Origin of the sequence: Corallococcus sp. AB018, assembly GCF_003986945.1 — a bacterium.
GTDB lineage: Bacteria > Myxococcota > Myxococcia > Myxococcales > Myxococcaceae > Corallococcus > Corallococcus exiguus.
In genome coordinates this window covers 22575-49092 of the sequence record NZ_RAWR01000045.1, presented here as the reverse complement: position 1 = coordinate 49092, position 26518 = coordinate 22575, and the positions used below count along the sequence as shown (strand labels likewise).

Sequence of the window (26518 nt, the reverse complement as noted above, 5' to 3'; positions counted from 1 at the left end):
GTCCTGTCACACGAACGAGCGGCCCGTGTCACACGCCCGTGACATGGCCCGGCCCCCCCACCCCTGAACGAGTCATTCCCAGGGGTTGGCCTGGAATCAGCGGACCGAGGCAACCGGCGTCACGCTTTCGCGACAATCCCCTTCGGGCGGCATTCATCCGCTCCCCGGCAGCCGTTCGCCGGACCCGCACCGGGTGTCTCCGTCACCCGCGAGAAGCGACATGACCTCGATTGGCAAGCCTGGTTCGCGCCCCACCTCGTCCCCCGTGAGCACGCAGCCGGTGAAGGCTCCCGTCACGGCGAAGCCCAACGCGGTGAAGGCCGCTGTCGCGCAGCGGATGAAGGACGGCTTCGACTCGGCCCCGCGCTCGGGCGCCGCTTCCCGGCCGGTGCTGTCCGCGGAGATCCGCTCCGGTGAGGGCGCTGGGGGCATCGGGGGCGCCCTGGGCAAGGCCGCGGGCAAGGCGGCCGGCGGCATCGGCGAAGCGCTGGGCAAGATCGCGGGCCGAGTGGGCAGCGCCCTTGCCGGGCCCCAGGTGAGCACGAACGCGGATGGCCGCACCGTGGTGGACCTGGGCGCGGGCAACAACACCGCGACGGTGTCGCAGAACAAGGACGGCGGGCTGACCATCAAGTCCGGCAGCGACACGGTCACGCTGACGGCGGAGCAGGCCAAGGGCGCCATCATCAACGGCGGTGACGGCAACGACTCCATCACCGTGGACGCGAGCGTCACGCAGGACATCACCCTGGACGGCGGCGCGGGCGACGACAAGCTCACCGGCGGCAAGGGCAACGACACCCTCATCGGCGGCGCCGGCAACGACACCCTCATCGGTGGCGACGGCAAGGACACGCTGAAGGGCCAGGACGGCGACGACTACCTGGAGGGCGGCGCGGGCGATGACCGCATCATGGGTGGCGAGGGCCGCGACGTGATGTACGGCCTGGACGGCAACGACTACCTGTCCGGCGGCAAGGGCCGGGACTACATCGACGCGGGCGCGGGCAACGACCGGGCCTACGGCGGCGAGGGCGACGACCAGGTCATCGGCGGGCGCGGCGACGACACGCTGAGCGGCGGTGCCGGCAACGACGCGGTGGCGGGTGGCGAGGGCAAGGACACGGTCCGTGGCGGCACGGGCACTGACAAGCTCTACGTCGAAGAGAACGAGAAGACCGCCGACGCGGCCGAGGGCGAGCGCGAAATCGTCGACATGACGAACGCCGACCAGCGCGGTCGCTCGGTGACGGTGTCGGGCAGCGCGGACTTCCAGGCGCGCGTGCAGTCGGACCTGGACGCGATGCGCTCGCTGCCTTCGGGCCAGGACCTGCTGCGCACGCTGGATGACAGCGGCCACACCACGACCATCAAGGAGACGTCCAGCGGCAACTCCGCGTCCGCGCAGAACAAGGACGATGCCTGGTTCAACGCGGACGGCACCCCGGGCAAGGGCTCCAACGGCACGGTGAACTACAACACCACGCGCATCTCGCTGGGCAGCGAGGACTGGATGAACCGCCCGCCCGTCGTCGCGCTGTTCCACGAAATGGTGCACGCCTCGGACTACGCCAATGGCACGCTGGCGGTCGGTGAGAAGGACGGCGTGAACAACCGCGAGACGTCCGCGGTGGGCCTGCCCATCGACCTGGACCAGGACCCGTCCACGCCGGACGTGGTGCAGGGCGGCCGCCCCGGAGAGAACGTCCTCCGCGACGACCTGAACCTGCCCACCCGTCCGCGCTACTAGCGCGTGTCCCGAGCCGCCTTCTGGATGAGCTCCAGCAGGGAGCGCAGGTGCGGCTCCGTCACGGGCTCCATCAGCTGGACCGAATGCCTCCTCCCGCCATCGTCCTCGATGGTGACGGTGTAGCGCGTCCGGTCCGCGCCCCGCTGGGGCGAAGCCCCCACGGTGGCCGGCTGTTCGAAGAAGCGGGCCTCCCGCACCTCCCGCTGGAGCGCCTCCGCCGTGGCGGGAGGCAGGGCCGCCAGGTCCACGGTGCGGGGCCTGGCGAGGCCCGGGAAGAAGGCGACGCCTCCCTCCCGTTTGAGCTCGATTCGCATTCCGTCGACCCCAGGGCCTAGTGCTTGCGCTGCACCGGCTGCGCGGCCTGCTTCGGCACCTGCGGCGTCCAGGCCGGCGCGCCCGCCCGCTCCTTGGAGACCTTGATGCCCACCTGGTTCCAGGCGTCGCGCACGATCTGCTCCTCGTCACCGCTGCCGTAGAGGCGGACGGCCGCCGTCACGGTGAGCCGGGCGAAGGAGAGGAACGAGGCGTTGGGCTTCAGCCGGGGGTCGCGCAGCGTCTCCAGCCAGATGAGGCCGGCCTTCTCCCACGCGTAGCCCTTCAGGTTGGTGGCCGCGACGCAGAAGGCCTTGTTGGGGATGCCAGAGTTGATGTGCACGCCGCCGTTGTCCTCCCACGTGTTCACGAAGTCCTTCATGAGGGCCGGCTGCGGATCCTTGCCGAGCACCGGATCATCGAACGCGGTGCCGGGGTCCTTCATGGAGCGCAGCGACTTGCCCTGGACCTTGTCCGTGAGGAGCCCCGCGCCGATGAGCCAGTCGGCCTGCTCCGCCGTCTGGTTCAACAGGCGCTGCTTCACGAGCGAGCCGAAGCAGTCCGACATGTGCTCGTTGAGCGCGCCCGCCTGGGAGAAGTAGGCAAGAGGGCCCTCGTGTTCCGTCACGCCGTGGGCCAGTTCGTGCCCGATGACGTCCACCGAGATGGTGAAGCGGTTGAACAGCTCCCCGTCGCCGTCGCCGAACACCATGCGCTCGCCGTCCCAGAAGGCGTTGTCGTAGCCACTGCCATAGTGGACGTGACCGTTCAGCGGCATGCCGTTGCCATCAATGGAGTTGCGCCCGTAGACGTCCCAGTAGAGGTCGTAGGTCGCGCCCAGGCCGACATAGGCTTCGTCGACCGCCTGGTCGCTGACGTCGGCATCGCCCTCCTTGCGGGCCACCGTTCCCGGAAGGGCTTCGGTGTTCTTCACGTCGTAGATGGTGCGGAGCTTCTGGCTCTCCACGACCATGGGGGCGGGGATGAGGCGCTTCGCCGCCTGGGGCGCACCGCTGCTCGACAGGCGGATGGCGCGCAGGGTGTTGTCGATGGAGAGCGTCCGCAGGGCCCTCGCGCGCTGCTGCGGTGAGCCGTTCTGCGCAATCTGCCGGCTGACGTACGGCGGCAGGATGCAGTGGTGGGAATGCCAGATTCGGGTGTTGCAGCACATCACCAATCTCCTTCTGAAGTGGGTACCAGAAGACGATGGTGATGACGGCAGGCCGTGCTCGGGACACGGCGCGGCATGGGCTCCCCGGTCGACAGGGAACCCATGCGGCGCCTCGCGCTCAAGCCTGCTCGCGTGGCGTCAAGGCTTGTGAAGGACGGCCGTGTCCCCCACCAGCCACAGCTCCGACGAAGACGGCGCCCACACGCCCCGGAGGACGCGGCGGGTGCCGGTGGTCTCCGCGTTCCACTTGCCGCCATCGAAGCGAAGCAGCGTGCCGTTGTCGCCCACCGCCCAGACCTCGTTGGCGGAGCGCCCCATCAGCCCGTTGAGCTGGGACGAGGTGCCGCTGGCCACGGGGAGCCAGAGGGCGCCGTTGTAGCGCAGCAGCGTGCCTTCCGCGCCCGCCGCCCAGACGTCCGCCGGCCCGCTGCCCCACACGGCTTTCAGGGCCTTGTTGGTTCCGGAGGTCATCGTGCTCCAGGCGGTGCCGTCCCAGCGCAGGATGGTGCCGGCGTCGCCCACCGCGAGGGCCAGCGAGGGCCCCTGCACCCAGACGGCGTTGAGCGTCGCCTGAACCTCCGTGGGCTTCCGCGTCCAGGTGGTGCCGTCGAAATGGACGGCCTGGCCGGACGCGCCCACCGCCCAGATGTCCGCCGCGGATACGCCGTGAATGGAGTTCAGCGCCAGCGACGACTCCGCGGTGTACTGCGTGATGAAGCGGGCTCCGTCGAACCGGTAGATGCGGTCATGGAAGGAGGACGTCACCCAGACGTCTGTCGAGGAGGCCGCGTAGACGCCCGTCACGTCGTCGACGGGGGAGAAGTCCAGCTGCGGCTCGATCCAGCCGCCGCCGTTCCAGTGCAGCACGCGGCCCGGGTCTCCCACCGCCCACACGTCCGACGGCCCCGTGCCATGGACGGCCCGCGCCACCCTCAGCGTGCGCAGCGGAGTCTGGGAGATCCACGCCTGCCCGCTCCACTTCTGCATCTGCCCACCCGAACCGAAGGACCACACGTTGTCAGGCCCGCTGCCGGTGATGGGCCCCACGGCGTCCTCGTCCGTGTCCGTCCACTTCGTGCCGTTGTAGATGTAGCCGAAGTCCTCTCCACCCGACAGCACCAGCGAGGGCGACGCGGCGTACACGTAGAACAGCTGATCCGACGAGCGCAGGGACTGCTCGATGCCCGCGGGCGTGGTGCGGAACACCTGGCCGTAGTCGTCACAGAAGATGCAGGGGTCATCCGAGGCGACGGTCCAGACGTCGTTCGGACCGGTGCCCGTCACCTGATGGAAGTCGATGTCCGTGGTGCCCGCGTCGATGCCGGAGACCGCATTGCCGTCGTACCGGCGCAGCGTCCCGGACTGCCCCACCATCCAGACATCCGAAGGCCCGCTGCCCCACACGCCATTGAGGTTCTTCGTCGAGGACACGTCCACGCCCTGGAAGCCGCTGCCCTGGTCGCGCCGCACGGTGCCGTTGGCGCCCACGGCCCAGATGTCGCCCGGACCGGAGGCCCACACGGAGTTCAGGTCGCGCGTCGTCCCGGAGCTCACGGCAGAGAAAGCACTGCCCGTCGTGGAGTGGAGCACGGTGCCGCCCGCGCCCACCATCCACACGTTCGTCGCGGAGAGGGCGTGCACGTCGCTCAGCGACGTCAGCGTCCCACTGGCCACGCGCGTCCAGCGCGTTCCGTCCCAGTGCTGGATGAAGCCGTCCTCGCCCACGGCCCAGCCGTCATTGGCCGCGCTGAAGTGCGCGCCCTTGAAGCTGTAGCCATGGGGCAGTGGATACTCCCAGCACCAGCCATCACTGCACTCGCGGTTCGCGGCGGGGATGCCACACGTCTGCTCCACGCCGCGTCCGCCGCACACCTCCGGCGCCGCGCACGTCCCGCAGGAGACGGTGCCACCGCAGCCATCCGGCTCGGTGCCGCACTCGACCCCGGGGCTGCACGCCGTCTTGATGTCGGGGCAACCACAGACATTGGCCTCGCCACCGCCGCCACAGGTAGCGGGCGTCGCGCAGGTGCCGCAGTCGAGATCGTGGCCACAGCCATCCGTCGTGTCGCCACAGTTGAAGCCCCGCGACTCGCACGTCCTGGGAACGCAGTTGTCATCATCGTCCCCACAGCCGGCGGCGAAGGTCGCCACGCAGAGGAGCACGAAGGGGAGGGTCACCCTCCCCCACCGATGGGAGCTTGAACGCGGCGCATCCTGCAGGCGCGAAGTCCGCACCGCACCTACCGCGAAGGAGTCGTCACGGGACATGGGCATCTCCAGACCGGAGGCGGGACTGAACCCCGCGAAACCACGTGAAACGTGGCTCCGGTGCGGAAGTAAGGTTGCAAACGGCGGTCCGGTTGGATCGTCCGGACGTCCAAGCACCCTCCTTTCGCGGCTGCGTCATGCTCGACGTGTGGCGTCAATCAATCCAAGGTCGTGCGTGACCTCGCGAGTGCCGCGCCGGCCACCGCGAGCACGAACAGGCCCAGCGCCAGCAGGTCGTTCCCCATGTCCGCGAGCACCTGGTCCTTGAGCAGCGCGCCCCGGACGATGCGCAGGAAGTGCGTGACGGGGATGATTTCGCCCAGCACCCGGGCCCACGGCGGCAGGCCCAGGAAGGGGAAGGCGAAGCCGGAGAGGAAGATGGACGGCAGCATGTAGAACATGGACATCTGCATCGCCTGCAGCTGGCTGCGCGCCACGGTGGAGATGAGGTAGCCCAGCGACAGGTTGCCCACGATGAACAGCACGATGCCGCACGCCAATGCCAGCCATCCCGCGGGCGTGCGCGCCATGGGCACCGAGAACAACCCTCGCGCCATGCCCAGCACGACGACGGTCTGCACCAACCCCACGACGACGTACGGCGTGAGCTTGCCCACCATGATCTCCGCCGGGGTGGCGGGCGTGGACAGCAGCGTCTCCATGGTGCCGCGCTCTCGCTCGCGGGTGACGGCCATGGCGGTCATCATCACCAGCGTCATGGACAGGATGATGCCCAGCAGACCCGGCACGATGTGGAACGGGGAGCGGCTCTCCGGGTTGTAGCGCCGGTGCACCACCACCTCGAAGGCGGGCGCGGGGGACCGGGGAGCCCCCAGCCCCACCCGTTCGTTCCGCAGCGCCTCCGTGGGCAGCACGCTCACCGCGGCGAGCGCCCCCGCCGCTGCCTGCGGATCGGACGCGTCCGCCTCCGCGAGGATTTGAGCGCGCTCGCCCTTGAGCACCCGCCGGCTGAAGTCCGGTGGGATGGTGATGCCGAGCATCACCTGTCCCCGGCGGATGAGTTGATCCAACTCCTCGTCGGAGCGCGGCAGGTAGCGCACGTCCACGTAGCCGGTGCGCTCCAGCGCGGCGACGACGGAGTTCGCCAGGGTGCTGGTGTCGTGGGACAGCACCGCGGCGGGCAGGTGCCGGGGGTCCATGTTGATGGCGTAGCCGAAGATGAGCAGTTGCATCACCGGCATGACGAGGATCATCGCGTAGGTGATGCGGTCGCGCCGCAGCTGCGTGAACTCCTTGAGCAGCACGGCCAGGATGCGCGGAAGCGAACCCGTCATGACGTGTACCGTTCGTCGCGCTCGCGACCCATGAGTTGGATGAAGACGTCCTCCAGGGAGGGCGTCACCTCGCTCCACCGGAAGGGTTCCTTGCGCCAGGGGACGAGCGCGGCCTCCAGGGCTTCTCGCTTCAGCCCGCTGACGTGCACGGCGGCGCCGAACGCGGAGGCGCTGAGCACGCCGTCCGCCTGGGCCAGCAGGTGCGCCGCGCGGTCGATGCCCGGCCCTTCCCCCAGGAACGTCACCAGCCCGGAGTCGCGGATGAGCGCGTCCGCCGTGCCCCGCGCGATGAGGCGCCCATACAGGATGTAGCCGATGTCGTGGCAGCGCTCCGCCTCGTCCATGTAGTGCGTGGACACCAGCACCGTGAGCCCGCCCGCGGCGAGCGTGTGGATTTCGTCCCAGAACTCACGGCGGGCCTTGGGGTCCACGCCCGCGGTGGGCTCGTCCAGGAGCAGCAGGCGGGGCTCGTGCAGCGTCGCGGCGGCCAGGGCCAGGCGCTGCTTCCAGCCGCCGGAGAGCGCGCCCGCCAGCTGGTCTCTCCGGTCGAAGAGGCCCAGCCGGTGGAGCGTGTCCTCCACCCGCTCGCGCCGTTGGTCCAGACCGTGGACGCGCGCGACGAAGGCAAGGTTCTCCTCCAGCGTCATGTCTTCGTAGAGGGAGAACTTCTGCGTCATGTAGCCCGTCTGGCGCTTGATGGCGTCGCCCCGGGCACGGAAGTCCAGGCCCAGCACGGTGCCCTCGCCGCTGTCGGGCGTGAGCAGTCCGCACAGCAGCCGCAGCGTCGTCGTCTTGCCGGAGCCGTTGGGGCCCAGGAAGCCGGTGATGCGTCCGGCGTCCACGGCGATGGAGACGTCCCGCACGACGTGCCGGTCGCCAAAGGACTTGTTGAGCCCGCGCACGTCGATGGCCCGCTCGTTCATCGGTCCGCCTCCACGGGTGCCTGCTTCAGCGGTGTCACGTCGATGGGCTGCCCGGGCAGCAGGCGCGTGGGCGCGGAGGGCACCGCCTCCAGCAGGAACACCAGCTTCTGCCGCGTCTCCAGGCTGTAGATGATGGGCGGCGTGTACTCAGGGCGCGGCGCGACGTAGTCCACGCGCGCCGTCATCCCGGTGTCGCAGCCGTCGCAGGCGATGGCCACCGTGGTGCCTGGCGGAAAGGACGCCACCCTCCCCTGCGGCACGTAGAAGCGCACCTTCAGCTGCGCGTCCGGGATGATGCTGACGACGGGGGCGTTGGGCATGGCCCACTCGCCCTGCTGGAAGAGGACGTCCTCCACCCGGCCCACGACGGGAGACACAGGCGCCAGCTCCACGACCTGCTGCTCCGCTGCGGTGACGCCCGCGCGCCCGCTGGCGAGTTGTGCGCGGACGACCTCCAGCTGCGCGCCCGCCGCCGCCACGTCCGTGCGGGCCGCGTCTCGCTGGGCATGAGCGCGCGTCGCCGTCGCGCGCAGCAGGTCCAATTGCTGGGGCGTCACGGCGCCCTCCACGGACTTCTCGACAGCGACGAGCCGGGCCAGGTCCGCGTCCGCGCGGTCCGCTTCCGCCTGCGCGGCGGCGAGCGAGGCACGCGCCCGGGCCACGTCCGACTGGCGTGCGAGCAACTGAGCTTCGATCTGCCCCACCTGCGCCCGCGCCTGGTCGGCCCGCGCAGTCAGCGACGTGGGCTCCATGCGGAACAGCGGCGTGCCCACCTCCACGCGCTGTCCGCGCACCACCGCCACGGACGCCACCATGCCGGCCACCGGCGAGGACAGGTAGACGTTGTCGCTGACGACGAAGCCGGTGAAGCGTGGCGGCGGCTCCTGGGCCGGCCGCCGCAGCCACAGGATGCCGCTGACGATGACGGCGACCAGCACCGCCCCCGCGACGATGCCCCGCTTCGAATGTTTCCTCTTCCTGCCCGGTCCCGACACCCGTGCCTCCTGGCGCGGCCTCGCCGCGATTGGAGCGCCCCCCGAGCGCGGCGGGTCCACGCTACGCCTGCCTCGCCCGGGGGTCCGCGTCCAGCTCACGGGCAGGTCCTGAACCCGTGTCCTGGCGTCACCTTGAGCACCCGGCGTGCCAACACTGAACGACAGGGGAGCCCCCGGGGGCAGGGCCTTCACCTGTTCGGAGTTCCGGCGCCGGACGCCGGGTCGCCGGAATGCCAGACGCACAGCGCGTCAAAACATACCATGCGGATTGTCCATGATTTACAGGAGAGTCGTGTAAAGAGCCTTTTCATCCACTGCACATGTTTCGCGGTGTCATGCGGCCATTGGCTGCGAGGGAGAGGTATGCGGAAGCTGTCCATGATGGGCGTGATGCTGTTCGGCGCACTGGTGTCAGGGTGTCAGGGTGAGGACTGGGAGCCGCCCGCGCACGAACAGCCCGGCGGGGCGACCACCCGGCAGGCGGTCGTCTCCCCGGAGCTCGCGGCGTCGCTCGCGTGCGTCGAGACGTATGTCGGCGCGGGGACCTGCGACTGGGCACACTGGAGCGAGCTGTGGGAGACGTGCCAGACCTACGAGCACGCGGAGCTCGAGGACGGCCTCTTCCTGGATGAGGTGCAGGCCGAGAACTGCACGGCGGCCAACTGGACCGTGCTGCGCGAGCAGCTCATCGCCCCGCGCGCGCCGCTCGTCCGCGTGCGTGAAAGCTGTAACGGTGTCTCCCAGGTGATTCAGGAAGCCGCATCCAACGGCTGCCACACCCTCCCGCAGGCCGCGGGCGCCTCCTTCGTCGACGTGCCCATCGGCAAGGCCGTGACGCTCCATGCCGCTGGGGACTGCACCGGCGACTCGGTCACGGTCGACACCGACACGAACCTCTGTGAGACCTCGTTCGGGAGCGGCGCGAGCGCGAACGACCAGGTGCGTTCGTTCCGCGTCCAGGACGTCGAGGTGCTCCCTTCGGCGCACCGCTATGACTGCGCTGGCAATGAGTCGACCTGCGTCAGGAACTACAACGGCGTCAGCAGACTGGGCGCCATCAACACGAAGCACACCGTCAAGGTCGTCCGCATCACCCTGGATGGCAGGACGACGCCCGCCCTCAGCACCATCCAGAACACCATCCGGGGTGTGTACCGCGACTTCGCCGTCGCGTCTCGCGGCCAGGTGAGCCTGGAGTTCACTGGCTCCCAGACCGTGCAGGTGACGAGCAGCAACTGCACCACCGCGAAGAACCAGGCCCGCCAGAAGGCCAACTCGAGCGCGTTCCTCACGGTCTTCGTGCTGCCCGGCGGGATGTGCTCCACCTCGAACGCCGGCTCGCGCAGCGTCTTCCTCAAGGGCACCCTGGCGCGGGACTATGCCCACGAGATCGGGCACGTCCTCGGCCTCGCGCACAGCAACGTGCGAGACCCCTCCACCGGCCAGGTCCGCTCGTCCGCGGACTCGAGCAGCTTCATGAGCACCTTCGCGTCGGACAACTACAACCTCCCGCAGCTTCACTGGCTGGGGTGGACGAAGAAGGAGGAGCTCGTCGGCATCAACCCGGCCATCGACAGCAGTGGCTCCACCGAGGTGACCCTCCGTCCGGTGGGCACCAACGCGGACAGCACCAGCAGCCTCCCGCTGGGCGCGGTCTGGGAGATTCCTGGCACCGATCAGCGGCTGTTCATCGCCGTCCCGAAGCCGCGCCTCAATGGCACGAATCAAATCGAGGGCGGCACGGTGTTCGCGTACCGGGCCCCCAAGTGCGTGGGCTGCACGGGCATGGCCATGGGCACGATGCAGATGGCGCGGTTCGGTCCCAAATCCGTCAATGAGCACGAAGCGAGCGGCCTCTTCCTCAAGCCGGTGGGCTACACGAGCAGCTTCGTCCAGGAGGGCGGGAAGAGCGTCGAGGTGTTCACCTCCGTCACGCTGCGCATCCGGAAGTAGAGGCCGTCCTCGGCACCGGGAGTGTTCGGATTTCCGACGCCCGGTGCCGGGTCTCCGAACACGAAGGGGGCGGAGAGGAGGAGGCCCCAGGGCACACGGGCTGGGGCATCCGCCTTGCTTGGGCATAGGGTAGCGCCCACGGTCCAGGAGGACGCGCCTTGCATTCCCTACCCCCGCCCACGTCCGCCGGAGTCGAGCAGGTCCAACGCGAGGCGTTCTCGCGGATGTTCCGGCAGGTGACGAAGGTGCTGTCGTTCCTGAGTCCCCTGCCGGTGGTGATGGTGTCGCTGGGGCTCATCGGGGACACGGCCGCATGGCGCCGTTGGTGTGTGGCGTTGGCGTTGACGCTCGTGGTGGCGGGGGTGGGGGCCATCGTGGTGTGGCGGCGTCAAGCCGTGGTGTCGCATGAGCCGGGCAGGCTGCTGCCGACCGTGGCGTTCCCCCTCTTCACGGTGATGAACCTGTCGCTGGGAGGACTGGAGAGCCCGCTCATTCCCCTGGTGCTGCCGGCGTCCCTGGCCACGGCCATCCTCTTCACGCCCGCGCGGGCTCGCAGGTGGGCGGGCTACCTGCTCGCGCTGGTGGGCGTGCAGGCGGCGGTGACGTTGACGGGCGCGGTAGATGACCTGGTGCCCGTGCTCTTCGGTGGAGGCCCGCGCGCGGGACACAACAATGCGCTGCTCCTGACGATGCTCGCGGTGACGGTGTTCCTCGTCATGTGGACGAACTTCATCGGCATCCATCTGCGGCGCACGTACCGCGGCATGGTCCGCACGGCGCTGGATGCGCGGGATGAGGCACTGAGCGCGCACGAGGAACGGGTGCGCTCGCTCACCACGCTGTCGGGAGAGATTGCCCACGAATTGAAGAACCCGCTGGCGAGCGTGAAGGGCCTGGCCGCGATGATTGCCCGCGAGGTGGAGGGCCGGCCCGCGGAGCGGCTCGCGGTGCTGCGCCGGGAGGTGGACCGGATGCAGGAGATCCTCGAAGGGTTCCTCAACTTCTCCCGGCCGCTGCTCCCGCTCAATGAAGCGCACATGCAGCTGGATGGCCTGTGCCGGCAGGTGGCGGAGCTGCACGAGGGCATGGCGGGAGAACGAGGCGTGGCATTGAGGGTCGCGGAAGGGCCGCCGGTGGAGGCTTGGTGCGACGCACGCAAGGTGCGCCAGGTGTTGATCGACGTGGTGCAGAACGCGCTGGACGCCGCGCCTCGGGGCACCACGGTGGAGCTCCAGGCCTGGACGGCCCCGGAAGGTGGCGGCCGCGTGGAGGTGAGGGACCGGGGTCCCGGGCTCGCGGCGGAGGTGCGCGAGCGCGTCTTCGAGCCGGGTATCACCACGAAGCCCCACGGCTCCGGCCTGGGCCTGGCCCTGTCGCGAGCCCTGATGCGCCAGCACGGCGGAGAGTTGAGCCTGCGCGCCCGTGAGGGCGGAGGCTGCGTGGCGGAGCTGAGCCTCCCGGCCACGCCCAAGCCGGTCGAAACACAGCGACAGGAGGCCCTGCCATGAAGGCCCGCGTGCTGGTGGCGGATGACGACGCGGGCGTGCGCTACACGCTGCGCGGCTTGCTGGAGGATGACGGGCTCACCGTGGAAGAAGCGGTGGACGGCGAGGCCGCGCTCGCGCGCCTGCAGCAGGAGCCGCCCGTGGACCTGGTGCTCAGCGACCTGCGCATGCCACGCGTGGATGGCATGGAGCTGCTCCGCCGCGTCGCCGCGCGACCGAGTGCGCCCCGCGTCATCCTCATCACCGCGCACGGCTCGGAACGCCACGCCGTGGAGGCCATGAAGCTGGGCGCGCTGGACTACTTCCGCAAACCCTTCGACGTGGACGACGTGCTGGCCGTCGTGCGCCGGGCGCTCGGGATGGTCCGGCTGGAGGCGGAGAACGAGCGGCTGTCCGGAGAAGTGAACCTGCTGCGCTCGCTGGTCTTCGTTTCACCGTCGATGGCGCGGCTGGCCCTGCTCATCCAGCGCGTGGGCCCTCGAGACGTCACCGTGCTCATCACGGGAGAGAGCGGCACCGGCAAGGAGCGCGTCGCCGAGGCACTGGTGCGAGCCTCTCCGCGCGCGGACAAGTCCTACGTGCGCTTCAACTGCGCCGCCCTCACGCCGGAGCTCGCGGAGGCGGAGCTCTTCGGACATGCGAGGGGCGCGTTCACCGGCGCCGTGCGAGCCCGGCCCGGTCTCTTCCGCGAGGCCTCCGGAGGAACCCTGCTCCTGGACGAAGTGGGAGAGCTCGCCCTGCCCCTCCAGGCGAAGCTCCTGCGCGTCTTGCAGGAGGGCGAAGTCCGGCCCGTGGGAGAAGACCGCTCCTTCCCGGTGGATGTCCGCGTCCTGGCCGCCACCCACCGCGACCTGCCCCAGCGCGTGGCGGAGGGCCGCTTCCGCGAGGACCTCTACTATCGCCTCAAGGTCGTGACGCTCCAGGTGCCCCCGCTGCGAAGCCGCCCGGAGGACATCGCCGCGCTCGCAAGACACTTCCTCGCCCGCCACACCGAGCGCTTCCACATGCCACCGGTGCCCCTGACGCCCGCCCTCCTGGAGCGTCTCACGGCCCACCCCTGGCCCGGCAACGTGCGCGAGTTGGAGAACGCCCTGGAGAGCGCCGTGGTGCTGTCCGCCGACGGAACCCTGGACCTGGAGTTGTTGCCCGGAGGCGCCAGCACGCCCACGTCCCAGGCCAACACCGGCACCACCCTGCGCGAGAAACTGGATGCACACGAGCGTGAGCTCATCCTCGCGGCGCTCTTGGCGTCCAAGGGCCAGCGCACGGAGGCCGCGAAGGCGCTGGGCATCGGCCGTGCGACGCTGCACGACAAGCTCCGCAAGCATGGCCTCCTCAACGAAGGCGAGGAGCCCGAGCAATGAAGACTCACGGCTCTGGCGGTACGGGCTCCGGCGCCGTCTTCACCTCACAGGAGTAGCTGCCGGAGCGGGCTCCTGGTGTCCAGGGATGGCAGGCGAGGACAGGCAACGGCGGGGCGCCTGATGGAAAGGGGAAGCGGCCTTCGGCCAACTCACACGAGGGAGCGGAGGGATTGAACCAAATGCACGCCCTGGCCGGCAGGCGCTCCATCGGAAACCACTCCGACTTCCGGCTCCGACGCTCGTCGCAAGCCTCCTGTGGCTCGCCAGGGTCGACACAGTGGAAGGCAGAAAACCGTGGCGTCCTCTGACGGAGTTCCAATCGCTTGCACCAGCGGAGTTCGACCCGCCGCTCGCAAGCCTTCTGCACTCCGAACGATCCAGAGACTTCGGTCAACTCGAACGCGCGGCCCTCCCGCGACACCCCGAACATCATCAGATGCTCCGCGTATTCGGCCGTGAAGAACGGTTGGCCCTTCTTCCATAGCGCCTCCGCTTCCGCATGAGCAGCAGGTGTGGCGGGAGGCATCTGCGGAGGAGCCAACAGACGCCCTCCAACCGCCTCGATGTCACACGCCTCGCAGCTCACGGTCTCACGCTGGAGCGACACGGGCACCGGCGGAAGGACGCCCGTGCGGAGCCAGGTCAGTTCGCTGTCATCCGACGAAAGAACCCTGCGGCTCCGCGTGCACATCCAGACCGCCTCCGGGCTGCTCTTGTCGGCATAGAGCAACCATGTCTGGCCCCCAGGCAGGTTCAGGACGCAGTCACCGCTCCACCCGTAAGGGAGCTGCAACACATCACCCGCCTTGACGCTGCCCTTGAACGCCTCCAGGACGTCCACGGTGGCGAAGCGTTCGGACCGGCCCTCTGAGTCACGGACCCGCCCCAGGTAGATGAACCCGGCCTGATCCCGAGCCCCTCTAGCGAACCGGGAAGTCCCTGCGTGATAAAAGTACATGAACAGGCCCACCCGGTTGCCGGCACCGCCAGCCAGCCCACCAGCACCGCGATCCACCACGCGTTCCTGACCATGGAAGAGATTCTAGCCACACATTGACCTGCGAGGCTGGAATGACAGTGAATACGCAAGGAGTGTGACGCAGGGAGGGGCGGAGCATGGAGCTCGACAGGTCCGACCACGAGTGCCTGGCCCGTTGGGCCGCCGACTGCGCCGAGCGCGTCCTCCCCTTCTTCGAACAGGAGTTCCCGGAGGACCACCGTCCCCGCCAGGCCATCGAAGCAGTACGCGCGTGGCAGCAGGGACACCTGATGATCACCGACGCAATCGTCGCCGGCTTCGCCGCGCACGCCGCTGCCTCGGATGCCACCTCACACGCCGCTGCATGCGCCGCGGCCCGCGCCGCTGGACACGCCGCCGCCACCGCCCACGTCGCCAGCCACGCGGCACAGGCCGCCACCTTCGCGGCCACCGCGGCCGCCCATGACGCGGCCGAAGTTTCGGACGCCGCCGAAGCCACCGCCCGGGAACGCGCCTGGCAGCGCCAGCAACTGCCGGAGCACCTCCACGCCCTGGCGCTTCCTGCCCGGAACAATCGCTGAACGCACTGCGCGTGCGCGACGCATCCCGCCCATGCCGCCCACCCGGCATTGGCTCGGCCGCGCTATTTGACAAAACCAGCAAAATCCGTTTTCCATTTTTACCATGAACTTCAGAAAGCCAATGTTGTGCACGGTGGTGCTGGCCTCCGTCGCCTGTGGCGGCGAGGCCTTCGAGGGTGAATCAGTCGCGGCGGAGGACCTGTCCACCACGCGGCAGGCGGCCTTCTCCGGCGTGAACGGGACGGTGTGCGAGGAGAGCCCGTACAACTGCAAGCTGCGGCCCTCCGGCGGCAACCGCGTGCAGACCAATGACCCGGACGACAATGACGCCTGGGGCATCACCACGGGCGTGCCCATCCGCGACGGCAACGGCACCGTGGTGGGCACGTCCACCCGGACGAGCTCCCTCTTCAATTACGGCCAGACGCGCACGTTCGCCGGCGAGCTGCACGCGTTCGCGACGTCAACGTCCAACTCCAGCTCCGGCTGGCTGCCCATGTCCGCCATCCTCGGCCGCACCTCCTTCGAGGACAAGGTCGGCCACGTCTCCGCCCTGAGCTCCGGGCTGAGCAAGATGGCGTGCTACGCCGTGCGCAACTCGCACGACCCGGCGCTCGAAGTGAAGAAGGTGGTCTACGACACGACGTCGTCCAACGAGCGCGCGGGAGACTATCTGCCGCTCGTGCGCGCCAATGGTCTGCGCTCGGCGAACCTCACCTTCAACGTGCCGGGCTTCGGCCTGGGCGGCGTCGCGGTGGACCACTTCCCCGCCGGCACGAAGTTCCAGCGCCTGGACGTGCCGACGAACTCGGGCGCCCCCTCCATCGACATCCCGCTCTGGGTGTTGGACAGCGCGGGGCGCTACCGTCAGCAGTCCGGCACCATGAAGTTCATCTACGGCTACGTCATCGCCGCCACCAGCACCCGCCGCAACGGCTGGATGGCCTATGACGCGCTCGAGGTCAGCTCCGGCTGTCCTTGAGTCACGGCGCCGTTCAGCGAGGGTACGCCTCCAACCATGCGACGCCCCGGCGCAGCAGCCCGCGGGCGTCGAAGAGATGTGACACGGCCTGGGCAATGCTTCCGGAGCGGCCGATTCCCTCCGCGAGGCATTGCTCTCCAATGCGCGTGAAGGGGTCCACGCTGGACGCGCGAAGTGCGTCGGTCACCGGCTCGCTGGTATCGAACTCCTCGAAGTCCACCCAGCGCCGCTCGCCGTCGACCTGGAGCGGCCGCTGGTAGCGGACCACGCGCTTGCCCGGGAGGTCCGCCAGGTGCTCCGCGTGGTGCAGAATCGTGAGCGTCTCCAGCGGAGCCCCGAGCATCAGCACCTTGCCCTCCGCCTCCACCAGCCGGGCCAGCGGCGATTCGAGGCCATAGCCATAGAGGAAGGAGTGGTCCGCGCAGAGCCACTCCGCCCGCGGGCCGATGGCGACCATGCCCGCGTCCGGATGGTCACTGCGGACCGCGCCGGGCCAGGTCCTGAGCGTCTCCGCGAGGATGCCGTGGTCGCGGCTGGCTCTCGCGGTGCGCTTGTCGAAGGTGGGGATTTCGTCGCGCAGGCGCGCGTCCTCGAAGTCCTCCGGCTCCACGCCCATCTCCCAGTCCAGGTAGGCCATGAGCGTGCCCCGGCGGCCCACTGCGTCTTGCAGCGCCTGCACCGCGGTGTTCACCCCACCCAACACGGGACCGAGGCTCCGGAGACCGGCATGGACCATCACGACGTCGCCCTCCTCCACGCCCAACCGCCGCAATGAATCCCTCAAGCCGGTCCGGGTGGCAGGGGTCGTCATGGCTCCATCCTTCCTGTCGCAGGGCTCTGGAGGATAGCAACCGCCCCGCCCCGTGGGGCGCTGTAGGTCTGTGCGTCTCCGCGCAATCGCCTGACACCGACAGACGGACTGGGGGGCATGAGGTGGTGTGAGCAGCCTCCCCGCTCGGGGGCGGATGGCCTCCGGCGAGGGGGAAGCAGCATGGGAAGAATTCGGGATGGGATGGTGACGTGGCCCCTGGCGCTGCTGCTCCTCGCGGCCACCACCGCGAAGGCCAGCACCCAGGAGAAGTCGGAGGCCTTCGAGGCCCGCGCCGTCCGCTGCGGAGAAGTCCTGACGAGGAACACGCGGCTCACGCGCGACCTCATCTGTGCGGGCACGCCCATTCCCGCCCTGCGGATCGCCGCGCCGGGCGTCGTGCTCGACCTGGGAGGCCACACCGTGCGCCGGGCCGGGAGCGAGCCGGGCGACACGGTGGGCATCTCGGCCGAAAGCGACAGCACCGTGCGCAACGGCACCATCCGAGGCTTCAACCGGGGCTACGAGTACAACGCCACCGTGCACCTGCATCAGGTCGCGCTCGTCGACAACAGGATCGCCATCTTCCACACGAACGGCGGTGGAGGGTTCCTGCTGACGGATTCGAGGGTGAGTGGGAGCGTGGTGGGGTTCAGCAGTGAGTTCGACGCGACGTCCGGCTCCATCGACATCCGAGGATCCCTGTTCACTGGAAACGGGCTCGTGTTGTTCGTGGACTTTCACGACACCCGCATCTCCGGTTCGACCTTCACGGCGAACCAGACCGCCCTGTTCTGCTACTCCGGCAATGTCCTCATCCGGTCGAGCACGTTCACGGAGAACGCTTCCGTGGCGGAACTGACGTGGAGCAACGGCCGCTTCGACAACTGCTACGAATTGGTGTTCGAAAACTCCATCCTCGCGAACAACACCGCGTTCGGGACGCCCGAGAGTCCCGACTGGCAGGCGTTCGACTTCCAGATGCGCAACACGTGGGTCATGAACAATGGCGAGGGACTGCGCCTGGCGGCCCAGACGCTCGACGTGCGCGGCAACCTCTGGTGGGACAACGCAGGAGGGCTGACGCTGTCCAACCTGCCGGACTTCGAACCCGTCCCGCAGGAGGGCCCGGTGCGCAACAACCGCTTCCTGTCGAACCGCGGGGACGGCCTGCGCGTGCTCCCGGGCAGCACGCCCACCCTCTCCAACAACGTCTGCCAGGGCAACACGGGCTGGGGCATCCACGCGCCCACGGCCATTGACGGAGGAGGCAACGTCGCGCGCGGCAACGGAGCGGGCGGCTGCGTAGGGGTCGCCTGCACCCCGTAAGGCATTGAAGGGGTCTCCGGGGACCACGAGGCTTTCCCGGAGACGCCTGCCCATTGTCCTGATTTGAAAGGCAGCGCTATCCTGGCGGAGCAGCACCCATTCCCCCAAAGACCAGGAGATGCGAATGCGCGTGGCAATCATTGCCGGACTGATGGCCGTTGGACTGCTTGCGGGTTGCGGCGGCGCCGAGGAGATGGAGCCCATGAGCACCGAGGAGGCCAACCGCGTTGTCGAGATGGCGGTCCCGAGCGCCTGTACCGACGCGTGCGACCAGAAGTACTACCAGTGTTACTTTGGCGGCGGCGACCCCTACTACTGCAACAGCTACCGCGCGTTCTGCATCTCGCAGTGCCCGTGATGGCGTGAGCCGAAGCGGCGTGCCGGAGTCGGGGCACGCCGCACGACGGCGGAGCTCATGCGAAAGACCCTCCTTGGCGGACTCCTGGCCGCCGGCCTCCTGACGGGCTGTGGCGGAACCGACGTCGAGGCGCAGGAGGTGTCCTGTTACGACGCCTGCAGGCAGCTCTACGGCCTCTGCATGCGCGCGGCGCAGGGAGACCTGGAGGAGCAGCAGCAGTGCGCGAGGGAGTACCTCACCTGTAACGAGTTCTGCCCGTCCCCGGGCGTGAGCCGATAGCGGCCCCTGGACGGAGTGGGAAAACGACCGCTCACCCGTGACGTGGAGCCGCTCGGCAACGGGAAGGACTTCCAGACGGGGCCCGCGGCGATGCTCGCTGCATGAACACATCGAGGCATCCGCGCGCGAGGGCGGCCTTCGTCCTCGGGCTCTTCGTGGGCCCTCTCGCTGTCGGTCTCTTCGTATTGGCGGCCTGCATCGGCGCGTCGGCGTCAGGCTGGGGTTATGCGCTGGGGGGCGTGGTGCTTTCGCTGGGGCTCCTCACGAAGCCCTGGCGGACGCGGGGTGGCCTGACACGCGCGGGCTTGGGGCTCCTCGTCACGGTCGCGGCGGTCCGGCTCGCGGGGGCGGATGGTCCGAGAATGCGCACCGAGCGGCTGCCTGCGCCGGGAACGCGCTACCTGAACCGGCTGGTGGACGAGCGCGACGGCACGCTCCTCGCGGCCCACGTCCTCTGGCGTACGGGGAGGATTCCCGCCTCGGACGCAGCGGAGTTCATTCCCTCGCTGGAGTCCGCGTTCGACCGGCTTGCCCAAGAGGAGGGGCTGGTGGCGACGCCCGCCATCTCCACGTGGCTGGGACTCCAGTCACCGGAGGCCTTCGACACGGTGGTCATCACGCCCGAGAAGCCGAGCCCCGACACGGCCGTGGTGATGCTCCATGGCTACGCCGGCAACTTCACCGTGTATTGCTGGCAGCTGGCCCGGGCGGCACGGGCCATCTCCGCGAGGACCGTCTGTCCCTCCGTCGGTCCTGCGGGAGACTGGTGGAGCGCTGACGGAGCGAGGACGCTCGAACGCACCCTGGTCTGGCTCCGGAGCCAGGGCATCCGCCGCGTGTACCTGGCGGGGCTGTCCATCGGCGCGGTGGGAGCGCATGTGCTCGGCGGACGGGCCATGCCTGCTGGCATCGAGTTGCGGGGGCTGGTGTTGATCTCCGGCGCCGAAGCGCGGGCATCAGCGCCACGGGTCCCCATCCTGCTCGTGCAGGGCACCCGCGACACGATGATGCCCGCGCGCATCGCCAGAAACGTGGCCACGCGCCTGGGAAGGCGCGCGACCTGGTTCGAGGTGGACAGCGGGCACTTCGCCTTCCTGGACCACCATGAGGCCTGTGAGCAGGCCATCGCCACCTGGCTCCTCATGCAGGAGGAGTCCCCGCGCGAGCGGACCTCACGGTGAGGGCTGCGCTGTCACGCGGTCCTTCGACGCCACCAGCTCCTCGCGCCGCAACAACAGACGCGCGTTCGTGTTGGGCAGGATGCGCACCTGGAAGCGCCGCTGGGCCATGTCGTCGGCCGTGAAGACGTTCCGGTCGCTCACGAGCAGCAGCGCGGTGGGCACCACGTACCGCGACGAGCGGTTGCCGTAGTAGTGCACCAGCACGTGGTAGGGCCCCGGCGCCGCCTTCCGTGCGTGGTACAGCTCCGGCCCCAGGCCGTCCGTGATGTCCCAGTACAGCTGCCCGCCCAGCGACGTCTCCTTGTGCTGGTAGAAGCACTTCTCCCCGTCCGGCTCGATGACCCACAGGTCGATGTCCGTGCTGTCCGAGTTCCAGTGCGTGGTGAGCTGGTAGTCGATGGGCCGGGCATCCGCGAACATCCCCTCGCCGGCAGGCCCCCGCAGCCCGGCACGGCGCGCCCTGAGCACGGAGGCCACCTCCGCGAGCCGGGGCTGCCGCTCCAGTCCCGCCAGCATCCGGGCATAGTGGAAGCTCGCCACCGTCCGCATCTCCTCGGCATGCCGCTTCCAGGGACGCGCCAGGACGATCTCGTAGTTCCGGGCGGCCTCCGAATAGCGTCCGGCCGCGTCCAGCGCGAGCGCCTCCTCCAGGAAGGCCTGCGCCTCGAAGGGACGGCTGAGGCGCACGTGCTCGAAGAGCTCCGCCGCCGCCGGGTACTGCCCCAGCGCCAGCAGGCCGTACCCCACCAACCGCAGCGCCTCCGCGTCGCGAGGCCGCAGCTCCACGGGCGACGACAGCGCACGCACCGCGCCCCAGGTGTCCCCGGAGAAGGCACGCCTGCGCGCCACGGCCTCGTAGATCATCACGTCGTCCCGGTTCTCCTGCCGCGCCTTGCGATAGGCCACCTCGGCCTGGAGCCGCTCGTCACCGCCCGCGTAGGGCGCGTCCTTCAGTGGCTGGCGCCGCAGGAGCGCGGGCATCCCCTTCTGCTCCGCGAGCCGGGCCACCACCGCGCGGCCTTCGGCGGGCACTTCGTCCAGCGCGATGCCCAGGAGCTTGTCGCGGCGCTGGTCCTCTTCCCTGCGCCGCAGCGACTCCAGGTTCGCCAGGTCCACCTGCTCGTCGCGGACGGCGTAGCGCGTGTAGTCGCCCTCGGACTCCAGGACGAGCATGGACGCGCGGGCGTTGGCCAGCCGGTAGTGCTGGCTGAGCGCCACGATCATCCGGTCCAATCGCTCATCATCCAGGGACACCAGCTGGGACACGAAGAGCTCCGCCCACGCCCGGGGCGCGAACGCGCTGTCCTCGTCCACCGGCAGGGGAATGCGCAGCGTGCGCTCGGACCCGGTGCCCGCCTGGGTCACCACCTCCAGCGCCGCTTCGCCCTTGCCCGGCAGCCGCCCCGCCACCTGCAACTCCTGCCCGGGGAAGACGAGCCGGGGCCGGCCCGCCACCACCAGGTCCTTCACGTCCGCGCCCACCACCGACACGCGGGACAGCACCACGGACGCCGCGCGGTGCGCCTTCGCGGCGGCATCCACCTCCGCCGCGGACAGGACGGTCACGACACGTCCGCCGCTGGAGCGAGCCAGCGCGTCGAAGAGCTCCGTGTTCACCGCAGCCTCGCCGAAGCGGTACGTCACCCAGCGCAGGGACTCCACGCACGGGTGCCGGGAGAGGAGCGCGTCCACGCGGCTCTGCCCCCACGTGATGTTGCCGTCGGACAGCAGGAAGGCCGTCACGCGCTCTCCGGCGACGACGGGCTTGAGCCACTCACGCCCGGCCCGGTCCAGTTCCTCCAACGCGCCGTCCACGTGGGATGCGCCCTCCAGGAAGACGCGCTCCAGCTCCGCGAAGCTGGCCTGGCGGTTCGCCGCGTCATTCGGGCGGAAGCCCGGCCCGTGCAGCCAGCGCGGGCGCACGTCGAAGAGGAGCACCGCGTACTCCTTCAACGTCGCGTCCTTCTCCAGGAGGGCGCGCAGCGTGGCCGCCTGGATGGCCCAGGCGTTGCCGTCCTCGGCGGACAGCGAGGTGTCCACCACCAGCACCGCGCGGCCCGTGGGAGGCCCCTCCGCGCCGGAGGTGAGCCGCTCCGGCAGCCGCACCCGCGCGTGGAAGGCACGGCCCGGAAGTCCCGCGTCGTCCGCGCCCACCAGCACGTCCGCGTCCTCTCCGCGAGGCGTCAGTGCCACGCCCAGCGCGCCGTCCCCGGCGAGCTTGGGGAAGTCGTAGACCTGCCAGGCCTCTACCTTGCGGCCCTTCGCGCCCGGCTCCGGCTGCACGGTGATCTCCGACGCCTGACGGGGATCCACGTGGACGCGAGCGGTGACGCGCAACTCCTTGCCCGCGTCCGGAGGCAGCGGCCACGTGTAGCGCAGGCGGGTTCCGTCGAAGAGGAGCGTCTGCTCATACGCGATGACGACGCGCTTGAGGGACTTCGGAGGCAGGGGGAAGACGCGGGCGCTGAAGGTGGACGCGCCCGACCATTCGAGCAGCGCGGGGTCCACGTTGCGGCGCACGACGTCCTCATACACCTCCCGCGCGCGCTTCTGCTCCACGACGCGGGCCTCCTGGATGTCGCCCCAGGAGCGCTTCGCGCCACGGGCCGAGGGCGGCGCGGAGGCCACGAGCCGCTCCGACTCCGTCGAGTCATCGCCCAGGGGAGGCAGCAGGTCCGACGACTGGAACAGCGAGGGCGAGTCCACCGCCACCGCCCCCGAGTACAGCGCGAAGCCCGCCACCGTCGCGCCGCCGGGCAGCGGGTAATAGAACGTGCCTTCGAGGCTGCGGCCGGAGTCGTTTTCGAAGAGGTGATCGACCACGGTCCGCGCGCGGGAGCCCTGGATGTACGTGACGACGCGAACGGAGCGGGTCTTGAGGGGCTGATAGCGGCCGTCATCGCCCATCACCAGCACCTTGGCGGCGCGAGGCGCGGCCTCCACACGAGGCAGCACGGGCTTCGGAGCCTCCTCCTTGGCGGCCAGCTTCTTCGCGGGCATCGCGCCAGAGCCGGAGCCGAAGCCGCTAGCGGATCTGCCACCGCCACCGCCACCGCTGCCCTTGATGATCTGGATGATCTCACGGCGGCGCTGCTCCGAAGGAGGGGGCGCGCCCGAGGGCGCTGGCGCCGCGAACCGATCACCCACGACACCTCCGATGACACCCCCGGCCACACCGCCCTCGACTCCATCCTCTTCCGGCTCGGCGGGAGCCCGCGCTGAGGGCGCGGCGGCGGGCCGTGGAGGCTCCGCGCGTGGCCTCATCTCGCGACGTTCCGCGTCCCCGCTCGTCGCGACATCCAACACCTCCGCCTCCCCCAGCCCGGGGGCCTCGAGGGCGTGCGAGCTCGGCGGAGCAGCGGCGCGCGCGCGAGCAAGGTCCCTCGGTGAACGGGCGGCGGTTGGCGAGAGCGCCGCGACCTCCTCTTCGGAGAGCACCTTCGGATCCGCCACGGAGTCGCGCAGCGCCGCGAGGTCCACCTCGCCCGTGTCCGGTTGTCCCGCGACGGTGGCGGGAGCCACCAGTCCCGCCTGGAGGAAGGGCGCTGGCGTTTCAGCCGGGGCGGCGGCCTTGGGAGGAGAAGGAACGTCCGCGTCCCGTTTGCATCCCGAGGCGAGGACCCCCATCAGCAACACGACAGCGGAAACACGATAAATGCGCATGATTGAACGCTAACCCATCCGCGAGTGGCGAGCTCATGCCCGCCAAGACATGGCCAGCCCATGACACCGCCATGACGCGGTAGGTTCCCCAAAAAAGGGGATGCCCATGGATTGGTCAGCGGCGCAGTACACGCGATTCGAGGACGAACGGAACCGCCCCATCCAAGACCTGCTCGCGCGGGTTCCCACGGCCGACGTGAAGCGCGCGGCGGACATCGGCTGCGGCCCCGGCAACTCCACGGAGCTGCTGCGCACCCGCTTCTCCAAGGCCGCCGTCACCGGAATGGACAGCTCCCCGGACATGCTCGCCGCGGCGCGCAAACGCCTGCCGGACGTGCGGTTCGACCTGGGAGACGTCGCGACCTGGAGCGACCCGGGCCCCTACGACGTCATCCTGGCGAATGCGGTGCTGCAGTGGGTGCCGGACCACGCCACCCTGATGCCGGCGCTCCTCCATAAGCTGGCGCCGGGTGGAAGCCTCGCCGTGCAGATGCCGGACAACCTGGACGAGCCGTCCCACCGGTTGATGCGGGAGACCGCCAGCGCGGGTCCCTGGGCGGACACGCTGAAGGGAGCCTCGAGCGCCCGGACGGAGCGCCACGATGCCGACTGGTACTTCCGCACGCTGCGCGACGCCGGAGCCACGGTGGACGTCTGGCGCACGACCTACTTCCACCCGCTGACCGGAGGCGCTGGCGCGGTGGTGGAGTGGTTCAAGGGCTCAGGACTCCGGCCCTTCCTCGACCCGCTCGACGCGGAGGAGAAGACCGACTTCCTTGGCCGATATCAGGAAGGGATTGAACGGGCCTACCCGACCCTGCCCGACGGGACGGTCCTGCTGCCCTTCCCCCGGCTGTTCATCGTCGCGACGCGCTAGCAAGTCCGCAGGCGATGCTCCCCAGCGTGGCGACAGCGGCTTCGATGCGCGGCGTCCAGGGTTGGCCACAGCTCAGCCGGATGAAGTTCCGGTAGGAGTCCGGCCGCGCGGAGAAGATGGAGCCGGGCGCGATGCTGATGCCCGTCTCCAGGGCTCGCGCGTTGAGCACGTGGGCATCCACCGAAGGAGGCAACTGCACCCAGAGCAGCAGCCCTCCCGAGGGCAGGGCCACGCGCGTGCCTGGGGGAAAATGCTCGGCGACGGCGCGGGCCACGTGCTCCACCTGCGACGCCAGGTTGCGGCGCAGGGCGCGCAGGTGTCTGTCATAGCCGCCGTTCTCCAGGAAGCGCGCGACCGCCTCCTGGGTCAGCAGTGGCGACGCCACGGTGTGCGCGAACTTGAGCAGTTCCACGCGCTCCCGGAACCGGCCCGGGGCCACGTAGCCCACGCGGAAGCCCGGGGCGATCGTCTTGGAGAACGAACCGCACAGCAGCACCTGCCCGCGCGTATCGAAGGCCTTGCAGGGACGGGGACGCTCCGGACCGAAGTGCAGGTCGCCGTAGATGTCGTCTTCGATGAGCGGCACGTCGTGCGCGGTCACCAGGTCCACCAGCCGGCGCCGGTGTGCTTCCGGCATGCAGCTGCCCACCGGGTTGCTGAAGCTGGGGACCACCAGCACCGCGGCCACGCGCCGCCGCTCCAGCGCGGACTCCAGTGCGTCCAGCTCCATGCCATGGCGTGGGTGGCAGGAAATCTCCAGGGCCTTGAGGCCCAGCGACTCGATGGCGAGCAGCGTGCCGTAGTAGGCGGGGGACTCGATGGCGATGGTGTCGCCCTTGCGCGCGGCCGCGACGAGACACAGGTGCACCGCTTCGGAGGCACCGCTGGTGGTGACGAAGTCATCGGCGCCCAGCGCGCAGCCCCACTCCAGCGAGCGTTTCGCCAACTGCTGTCGCAGCAGCTTCGAACCGGGAGGCACGTCGTACATCACGCCCTCTGCCTGCCGCTCCCGCGCGAGCAATCCCAGCTCCCGGGACAGGCGCCGGGTCGGAAGCAGCTCCGGCGCCGGCCACGCGGTGCCCAGTTGCACGACGCGCGGTTCGCGTGACGACCGGTACAGATGCGACACCAGGTCGCTGACGGTGACAGGCGTCGCGGAAGCGGGCGGCCGGGACACCGGAGGCTCGGCGAGGCGCAGCCGCTCCCGTTCGCGCACGTAGTGGCCGGACTGGGGCCGCGTCTCGATGAGCCCCTGGGACTCCAGATGCAGGTAGGCCTGGAGCACGGTGGAGACGCTCACCCGCTCACGGGCGCTCAGTTGCCGCACGGAGGGCAGCCGCTCACCAGGGCGGAGCGTGCCCGCGGCGATGGCGTCCTTCAGCCGCTCCGCCACGCGCTCGTAGAGCTTCAGTGAATGCGCACGTGCGCCCATGCAGGGTCCTCCTTCGGTCCTCAACGGATAGCGCCCGGCGCTCCCACTGCCCAGATACAGCTTCGCGGCGCCGTGACCAGCACAGTTCTCCGTCCTGGAACTGTACCGGTCACAATTCACATTTCCTGCATCTGTTCTGGTCGAGCCTCCGGACGCATGGTGGGTCCATCACGGAGGACCGAGATGGTGGACCCTTTCACGTTGCTGAATCCCCCCTGGCTGCGCTCGCTGGCCCTGCGTCTGCGAGGAGGCCCGGCATCCGACTCCTGCCAGGAGCGGGTGAGCCTGCCGGAAGGCAGCCTGTGGAGCAGGCGCCTGCGCGGCCCGTCCCGCAAGCTCGTCTGCGAAGAGGGACAGGTGTGGCTCACGTTCGAAGGCGACCCGCACGACCATGTGCTCGGCGCGGGCGACACGTTGGAGGTACACGCGGGGCACGTGGTGGTGCAGGCCCTGCGCGCGTCACGCTTCAACTTGTCCGACTGCCGGGCAGGTTCGGCGCGGGAAGCGGGAACG

21 protein-coding genes and 1 pseudogene are annotated in these 26518 nt (G+C 69.7%); 12 read left to right on the top strand and 10 right to left on the bottom strand.

From position 1 onward, the window contains the following. The first annotated feature begins 220 nt into the window (after window positions 1–220). Entirely contained in the window at window positions 221–1750 is a 1530-nt protein-coding gene (locus D7Y11_RS12260; RefSeq protein WP_126933777.1) for a M91 family zinc metallopeptidase, read from the top strand. Here D7Y11_RS12260 and D7Y11_RS12255 read toward each other — a convergent pair. The 6 genes from D7Y11_RS12255 to D7Y11_RS12230 all read right to left on the bottom strand — a co-directional run bounded on the left by D7Y11_RS12255 (window position 1747) and on the right by D7Y11_RS12230 (window position 8714). Then, window positions 1747–2064, bottom strand: a complete 318-nt coding sequence (locus tag D7Y11_RS12255; protein WP_121752606.1) for a protealysin inhibitor emfourin — start codon at window positions 2062–2064, stop codon at window positions 1747–1749. The genes D7Y11_RS12260 and D7Y11_RS12255 overlap by 4 nt on opposite strands. Window positions 2065–2081: 17 nt before the next feature. Next, window positions 2082–3233 (bottom strand): M4 family metallopeptidase, encoded by a 1152-nt coding sequence (locus D7Y11_RS12250; RefSeq protein ID WP_120575262.1) that lies wholly within the window; start codon window positions 3231–3233, stop codon window positions 2082–2084. A gap of 138 nt (window positions 3234–3371) precedes the next feature. Continuing rightward, a complete protein-coding gene (locus D7Y11_RS12245) occupies window positions 3372–5411 on the bottom strand; it encodes a hypothetical protein (protein ID WP_126933776.1) in 2040 nt (679 codons plus the stop codon). 248 nt (window positions 5412–5659) lie between these two features. Next, window positions 5660–6796 carry an ABC transporter permease gene (locus D7Y11_RS12240; RefSeq protein WP_120575260.1) on the bottom strand — a complete coding sequence of 379 codons (1137 nt, stop codon included), beginning with the start codon at window positions 6794–6796 and terminating at the stop codon, window positions 5660–5662. After that, entirely contained in the window at window positions 6793–7719 is a 927-nt protein-coding gene (locus D7Y11_RS12235) for an ABC transporter ATP-binding protein (RefSeq protein WP_120575259.1), read from the bottom strand. Before D7Y11_RS12235 ends, D7Y11_RS12240 begins: the two co-directional genes overlap by 4 nt. After that, window positions 7716–8714 (bottom strand): HlyD family secretion protein, encoded by a 999-nt coding sequence (locus tag D7Y11_RS12230; RefSeq protein WP_126933775.1) that lies wholly within the window; start codon window positions 8712–8714, stop codon window positions 7716–7718. The genes D7Y11_RS12235 and D7Y11_RS12230 overlap by 4 nt, the downstream gene beginning before the upstream one ends. 363 nt (window positions 8715–9077) lie before the next feature. Here D7Y11_RS12230 and D7Y11_RS12225 point away from each other — a divergent pair, with 363 nt between their 5' ends. The 3 genes from D7Y11_RS12225 (at window position 9078) to D7Y11_RS12215 (ending at window position 13536) form a co-directional block, all read left to right on the top strand. After that, window positions 9078–10667, top strand: coding sequence for a hypothetical protein (locus D7Y11_RS12225; protein ID WP_233596711.1), 1590 nt, complete (start codon window positions 9078–9080; stop codon window positions 10665–10667). Between the two features lie 158 nt (window positions 10668–10825). Beyond that, on the top strand, window positions 10826–12175 hold the full coding sequence (locus D7Y11_RS12220; protein ID WP_126933774.1) for a PAS domain-containing sensor histidine kinase: 1350 nt from the start codon (window positions 10826–10828) through the stop codon (window positions 12173–12175). Further along, entirely contained in the window at window positions 12172–13536 is a 1365-nt protein-coding gene (locus D7Y11_RS12215) for a sigma-54 dependent transcriptional regulator (protein WP_121752611.1), read from the top strand. Before D7Y11_RS12220 ends, D7Y11_RS12215 begins: the two co-directional genes overlap by 4 nt. A 4-nt stretch (window positions 13537–13540) precedes the next feature. Here D7Y11_RS12215 and D7Y11_RS12210 read toward each other — a convergent pair whose 3' ends face one another. Further along, window positions 13541–14551, bottom strand: coding sequence for a hypothetical protein (locus tag D7Y11_RS12210; protein ID WP_121752612.1), 1011 nt, complete (start codon window positions 14549–14551; stop codon window positions 13541–13543). A gap of 101 nt (window positions 14552–14652) precedes the next feature. Here D7Y11_RS12210 and D7Y11_RS12205 point away from each other — a divergent pair, with 101 nt between their 5' ends. Next, window positions 14653–15096 carry a putative immunity protein gene (locus D7Y11_RS12205; RefSeq protein ID WP_121752613.1) on the top strand — a complete coding sequence of 148 codons (444 nt, stop codon included), beginning with the start codon at window positions 14653–14655 and terminating at the stop codon, window positions 15094–15096. A gap of 103 nt (window positions 15097–15199) precedes the next feature. Next, entirely contained in the window at window positions 15200–16078 is an 879-nt protein-coding gene (locus D7Y11_RS12200) for a hypothetical protein (RefSeq protein ID WP_120575252.1), read from the top strand. Window positions 16079–16091: 13 nt separating this feature from the next. Here D7Y11_RS12200 and aac(3) read toward each other — a convergent pair whose 3' ends face one another. Next, window positions 16092–16889, bottom strand: a complete 798-nt coding sequence (gene aac(3) / locus D7Y11_RS12195; protein ID WP_120575251.1) for an aminoglycoside 3-N-acetyltransferase — start codon at window positions 16887–16889, stop codon at window positions 16092–16094. A 180-nt stretch (window positions 16890–17069) separates the two neighbouring features. Between aac(3) and D7Y11_RS12190 the strand changes: the two genes are divergently transcribed. The 4 genes from D7Y11_RS12190 (at window position 17070) to D7Y11_RS12175 (ending at window position 20033) form a co-directional block, all read left to right on the top strand. Further along, entirely contained in the window at window positions 17070–18215 is a 1146-nt protein-coding gene (locus tag D7Y11_RS12190) for a NosD domain-containing protein (RefSeq protein WP_126933773.1), read from the top strand. A gap of 151 nt (window positions 18216–18366) precedes the next feature. Continuing rightward, window positions 18367–18573, top strand: a complete 207-nt coding sequence (locus tag D7Y11_RS12185; protein ID WP_126933772.1) for a hypothetical protein — start codon at window positions 18367–18369, stop codon at window positions 18571–18573. Between the two features lie 57 nt (window positions 18574–18630). Next, window positions 18631–18852 (top strand): hypothetical protein, encoded by a 222-nt coding sequence (locus D7Y11_RS12180; protein WP_121752614.1) that lies wholly within the window; start codon window positions 18631–18633, stop codon window positions 18850–18852. 101 nt (window positions 18853–18953) lie between these two features. Next, window positions 18954–20033 (top strand): alpha/beta fold hydrolase, encoded by a 1080-nt coding sequence (locus D7Y11_RS12175; RefSeq protein ID WP_121752615.1) that lies wholly within the window; start codon window positions 18954–18956, stop codon window positions 20031–20033. Here D7Y11_RS12175 and D7Y11_RS12170 read toward each other — a convergent pair. Beyond that, window positions 20025–23555 (bottom strand): VIT domain-containing protein, encoded by a 3531-nt coding sequence (locus D7Y11_RS12170; RefSeq protein ID WP_233604904.1) that lies wholly within the window; start codon window positions 23553–23555, stop codon window positions 20025–20027. The genes D7Y11_RS12175 and D7Y11_RS12170 overlap by 9 nt on opposite strands. Window positions 23556–23802: 247 nt before the next feature. Between D7Y11_RS12170 and tam the strand changes: the two genes are divergently transcribed. Continuing rightward, window positions 23803–24573 carry a trans-aconitate 2-methyltransferase gene (tam, locus tag D7Y11_RS12165; protein WP_121752628.1) on the top strand — a complete coding sequence of 257 codons (771 nt, stop codon included), beginning with the start codon at window positions 23803–23805 and terminating at the stop codon, window positions 24571–24573. Here tam and D7Y11_RS12160 read toward each other — a convergent pair. Continuing rightward, window positions 24554–26005 carry a PLP-dependent aminotransferase family protein gene (locus tag D7Y11_RS12160; RefSeq protein WP_120575245.1) on the bottom strand — a complete coding sequence of 484 codons (1452 nt, stop codon included), beginning with the start codon at window positions 26003–26005 and terminating at the stop codon, window positions 24554–24556. The two genes, tam and D7Y11_RS12160, sit on opposite strands and share 20 nt — an antisense overlap. Between D7Y11_RS12160 and D7Y11_RS45330 the strand changes: the two are divergent. Then, window positions 25988–26443: pseudogene (locus tag D7Y11_RS45330) on the top strand (DUF2917 domain-containing protein); the annotation flags it as partial. The gene D7Y11_RS12160 and the pseudogene D7Y11_RS45330 sit on opposite strands and share 18 nt — an antisense overlap. Window positions 26444–26518: the final 75 nt, after the last annotated feature.